We start from the raw sequence: 4,213 nt of genomic DNA, 5'->3' as shown, positions 1-4,213 counted from the left end.
AACAATCTTTTTTGGTTTTTTCTTGACTGGCTCTGGTTTGGGTTCTTTCTTCTTAAGAACGGCTTTAGCCTTTTCTACCGGTTTTTGGATGACTTTGGGTTCTGGCTTTGGCGCTTCTTTCACCACAGGCTCTTCAACCTGTGGCTTGGGTTCAGGCTGGCTGACCGTGGAAAAACTCAGGGAAACCGGTGCCTGAATGGAACCCATATGAAGGGTTCTGGGTGCAGGTTCCTGGTGATCCAGTGCAACCGCGACGGCCACATGGGTCGCGATGGAGATCAGCAATGTAAATAACGCTTTTTTAGACATGACCAAGAACAGTAATAGTAATAAATGACCTAATAACAGGAGCGTAGGTTACTCGAAGCACAAAACGTGTTCAATAACCTAAATGATAATAATTCGCATTATTTGTACTGATTAGTAATATCCGCTGATTGTTTGATCTGGAGCACTGTATTGCACGTATTACTACCCAGCGCTTCGAACTGTTAGTACTCATTTATTCCGAGGTCTGTAGCGTTATTGGTGCTTTTGGACAGCTGTGGTTTGCAGCAGATTTGTATAAATGCCAGCTATTGGCAAGTAGCAATCCGCAGCGAAATACTCCGGGAGATCGGAAGTTCATCGAGAAGATATTATGAATACAAAACCAGTCTGCGCACTTCCGGCCAGCCCTCAGAAGCTGGTTTGTTTTGGCAAGCCAGTTCCTAAAGAGAATTACCCGGTTGAAACGAAGCGGGATAGCAGGCGATTGCCTTTTTTTGCCGGATACTCTGTAGAGATTCTGATCGCGGGAAAAAATAGCTTAATCGACCGCTTCAAAAATCAGTTGCTATGTATGGAGTGTGACAACTTAATGCGGGACCCGGTAAAAACGCCCTGTAGACATCGTGCCTGCCGTCACTGTCTGGAGCAATATATGTACACCTGTTCGGGGGCTGTCAGTGAACAACAAAAACTGACCTGTCCCCATTGCAGGCAGTCCGGCAAAGCAATACCCTTTTTTTCTTTCAGAGTGTGCCGCACGGATTATGAGTTCAAGAGATTAGCCAGGGGTACCTTGGTCACTGGCTGTCCGGTTATGGGCCGAGATAATGAACCCTGCCTCTGGACCAGCAATACTCCCGAGAAAGACAAGACCCTTGCCGCACTCTATAAACACGAGAAAGAAGCCCATAGTGATACGGTGGCTTCCGGCAGTTTAGGGAATTACTACAGAAGTAAACAGGGTGCGGACAATCAACAGGCGGGAAAAGGAAGAAAGAAGAAAGGGAATAACGACGGCTTATCAGATTGTGATGTCTGCAAAACGCCATCTGCCCTGAACTGCACATCATTAGTCTCTTTACCTGGCAACAGATAGATCATTCTTTATCAACCGGTTCCACAAATAAAACAGGTAAAGTCGCCTACCCGAAAATAACGACATAGTCTGTTTAATACTATTTCCACTTGTTGATCAACTGACTTACCGTTTAGTCCGGAGTGGACCAGTAATACAAGACACCCATCAATTTACCAGAAACCGTCATGGTCTTTCCCTCCGCCTTGAACCCATCCTGAGTAGAAAATCCTGCAAAACCAAATGATAATGATTTGCATTAAGTATAAATAATAAATATGATGGCGACGACGACTGCTACGGTGCCCTTATCATCGAAGCGGGAAAACATAAAAAACGACAGTTATACCGGGTTGTAACCCGCCTGCTGATAACACCAACACTGGTACAGAAAGATAATGACGTTTCCAAAAAATACGCTGGCTCTGGCGATGATGGCCGCTACGGTTTCTCTTGCTTCTACTCAGGCTGCCTTTGCTGAGGAGGTTACTGAAGCCGTTTCTCAGTCAAAGCCCACCCAGATGAATCAGGTAACGGTAACAGCAATCCGTACCAACCAGGCCGTGGATGCGGTAGCTGCTTCTGTAGCTGTAATTACCAATCAGGAACTGGAAGCTGATATGGCCCAGAATCTTGGTGATGTGTTTGAGTACACGCCGGGTGTTACGATCAATGACGCTAATCGTCAGGGAATCCAAAGCATCAATATCCGTGGTATGGAAGGCAAGCGGGTTAAAATTCTGGTTGATGGTGTATCCCAGCCCGGTGTTTTTGATGGTGGGGAATATGAGTTTATCAACTCTGGTGCTGTTTCGGTTGATGTGGATATGCTGAAAAGCGTCGAAGTGGTCAAGGGGGCGGCATCCAGTCTTCAGGGCAGTGATGCCATCGGAGGCATTGTTGCCTTTGAGACAAAAGATCCAGAGGATTTTCTCAAGGATGGCAGGGATTTTGGTGGGCAGGTTAAGTTGTCTTACTCTTCCAGGGATAAATCCTTCAGCGAACATGGAGCAGTTGCCGGACGCTTCGGCAATGTGGAAGCACTGGTGGCTTATACACGACGGGATGGTAAGGAGCTGCAGAACTTTGCCGACGAGCCTCAGGATAACTACTCCGTTGATGCTCAGGATTACAAAAATAATGACCTTTTGGTCAAGCTCCAGTCTCAGTTAAACGACGATCATCGCCTTGAGTTTACCGGCGAAGTTATTCACAACCAGTCGGATTCGGATATTGTTCACTCGACCTATAAAAATGTTAAAGGTGAAGATACTAATAAGCAGACAACGCTTGCTCTGAAGCATATGTGGTATGCCAATAGTGGGTTTGCGGATACGGTTACTTCGCGGATTTCATGGCTGAGTAAAGAGGAGAATGGCGTAACAAACCGCTTTCAGCCGGCCAGTGCGGGATTTCCACCCTTTTTTCCACCAAGTAATGATAATCAGCAGAAAAAAGATTACATCTACTCTGAGGACAAGATTGAATTCGAAACCCAGCTAGATAAAACCATTGATAATCACTTCCTGGTTTATGGCCTGTCTGTAAGCAGCAGCGATATCAGCAATATCAATAAAGAGTACAATTCTGACCCGGATAAGGACGATGTTATTATCGGGTACACTCCTGAGGCGAAAGAGTTGGGATACGGCCTCTACCTGCAGGATGAAATTATTCTGCCGGGTGATCGTCTGGTACTGACTCCCGGAATTCGTTACGACTACTCTTCAACAGATCCTTCAACACTGGACGGTGAGTCATTTGAAAAATTCAGTGATTCAGCGCTGACAGCTCGCCTGGGTGCCACCTATAAACTGTCTGAACCTGGCACGGTATTCGCCCAGATCAGCCAGGGGTTCCGTGCTCCTTCCTTCGATGAGCTCTACTATACCTATGACAATCCTGATCATGGTTATGAGAACGTACCGAACCCAGACCTGAAGTCTGAAAAAAGTTTATCCTATGAGCTTGGCTACAGGCACAACAATGCGTTTTCTGCCTCGGAAGTTGCTGTCTTCTACAGTGATTACTCCGACTTTATTGAGCGGGTCAGCATTGGAGACAATGGTGGGCTGGATCAAAATACGTACGTCAACATTAATGAAGCGACTATTAAGGGTGTTGAGCTTTCAAGCCGTTTCGACTGGCACGCCATTGCCCAGTTGCCAGAGGGGCTGACAACCCGGTTCGTTGTAGCCTACACCGAGGGAGAAGATGGTAATAGCAGGCCCCTCAACAGCGTTAACCCATGGAATGCTGTGGTCGCCTTTAACTACGACGCTCCGGCCAGCAACTGGGGTACCAGCCTGAAAGTAAACTATACCGCCAGGAAGTCTGACAGCGACATTAACGCTGATGCTGACAATGGTGGCATAAAGGATCAGGTTGAATTACCCAGCGCCACAGTGGTTGACCTGACTGCTTACTATAAGCCGATGAAAGATCTAACCATTCGTGCCGGCATCATGAACCTCACCGATGAAAAGTACTATTCATGGAATGATGTTCGTGGCACTAAAGCACTGAGCCTGGACGATACTCAGGCCGAGCGTAACTACACCCTTAGTGTGAAATACGACTTTTGACGCTTGATCTGGTTCCCACCTGTCGCAAAAAGGAGAATTAACACCCAACCGTCATCCCCGCGCAGGCGGGGATCCATTGCCGTGATGGACTCCCACCTTCGCGGGAAAGACGGCAGCGATATAAATCGATATTTAAGATTTTTATCTCGTTCCCACGCTCGGCGTGGGAATGCAGACCTCGGACTATCCGACCCGTAGATCGGTTCTCCGTCCAGGGGAACCCGAGGAAGGCCTAAAGGCCGACAACCGAACCCTCCGATAACGCCATGCCTTGATAAGTGCA

At 47.4% G+C, this 4,213-nt stretch carries 2 protein-coding genes and 1 pseudogene; 2 read left to right on the top strand and 1 reads right to left on the bottom strand.

Annotated elements, in window-relative coordinates; translation table 11 throughout:
* Nucleotides 1-309: pseudogene (locus RM811_RS23310) on the bottom strand (hypothetical protein); the annotation flags it as partial.
* A gap of 331 nt (nt 310-640) precedes the next feature.
* Between RM811_RS23310 and RM811_RS23305 the strand changes: the two are divergent.
* Together RM811_RS23305 and RM811_RS23300 are read left to right on the top strand one after the other, a co-directional pair.
* Entirely contained in the window at nt 641-1,366 is a 726-nt protein-coding gene (locus tag RM811_RS23305) for a hypothetical protein (protein WP_402529085.1), read from the top strand.
* A gap of 377 nt (nt 1,367-1,743) precedes the next feature.
* Complete coding sequence (locus RM811_RS23300; protein ID WP_402529082.1) at nt 1,744-3,930, top strand: TonB-dependent hemoglobin/transferrin/lactoferrin family receptor; 2,187 nt, start codon at nt 1,744-1,746, stop codon at nt 3,928-3,930.
* The last annotated feature ends 283 nt before the right edge of the window (nt 3,931-4,213 follow it).

This window comes from Endozoicomonas sp., assembly GCF_031844845.1.
Lineage (GTDB): Bacteria > Pseudomonadota > Gammaproteobacteria > Pseudomonadales > Endozoicomonadaceae > Endozoicomonas.
This window is presented reverse-complemented; position numbering and strand designations above follow the sequence as displayed.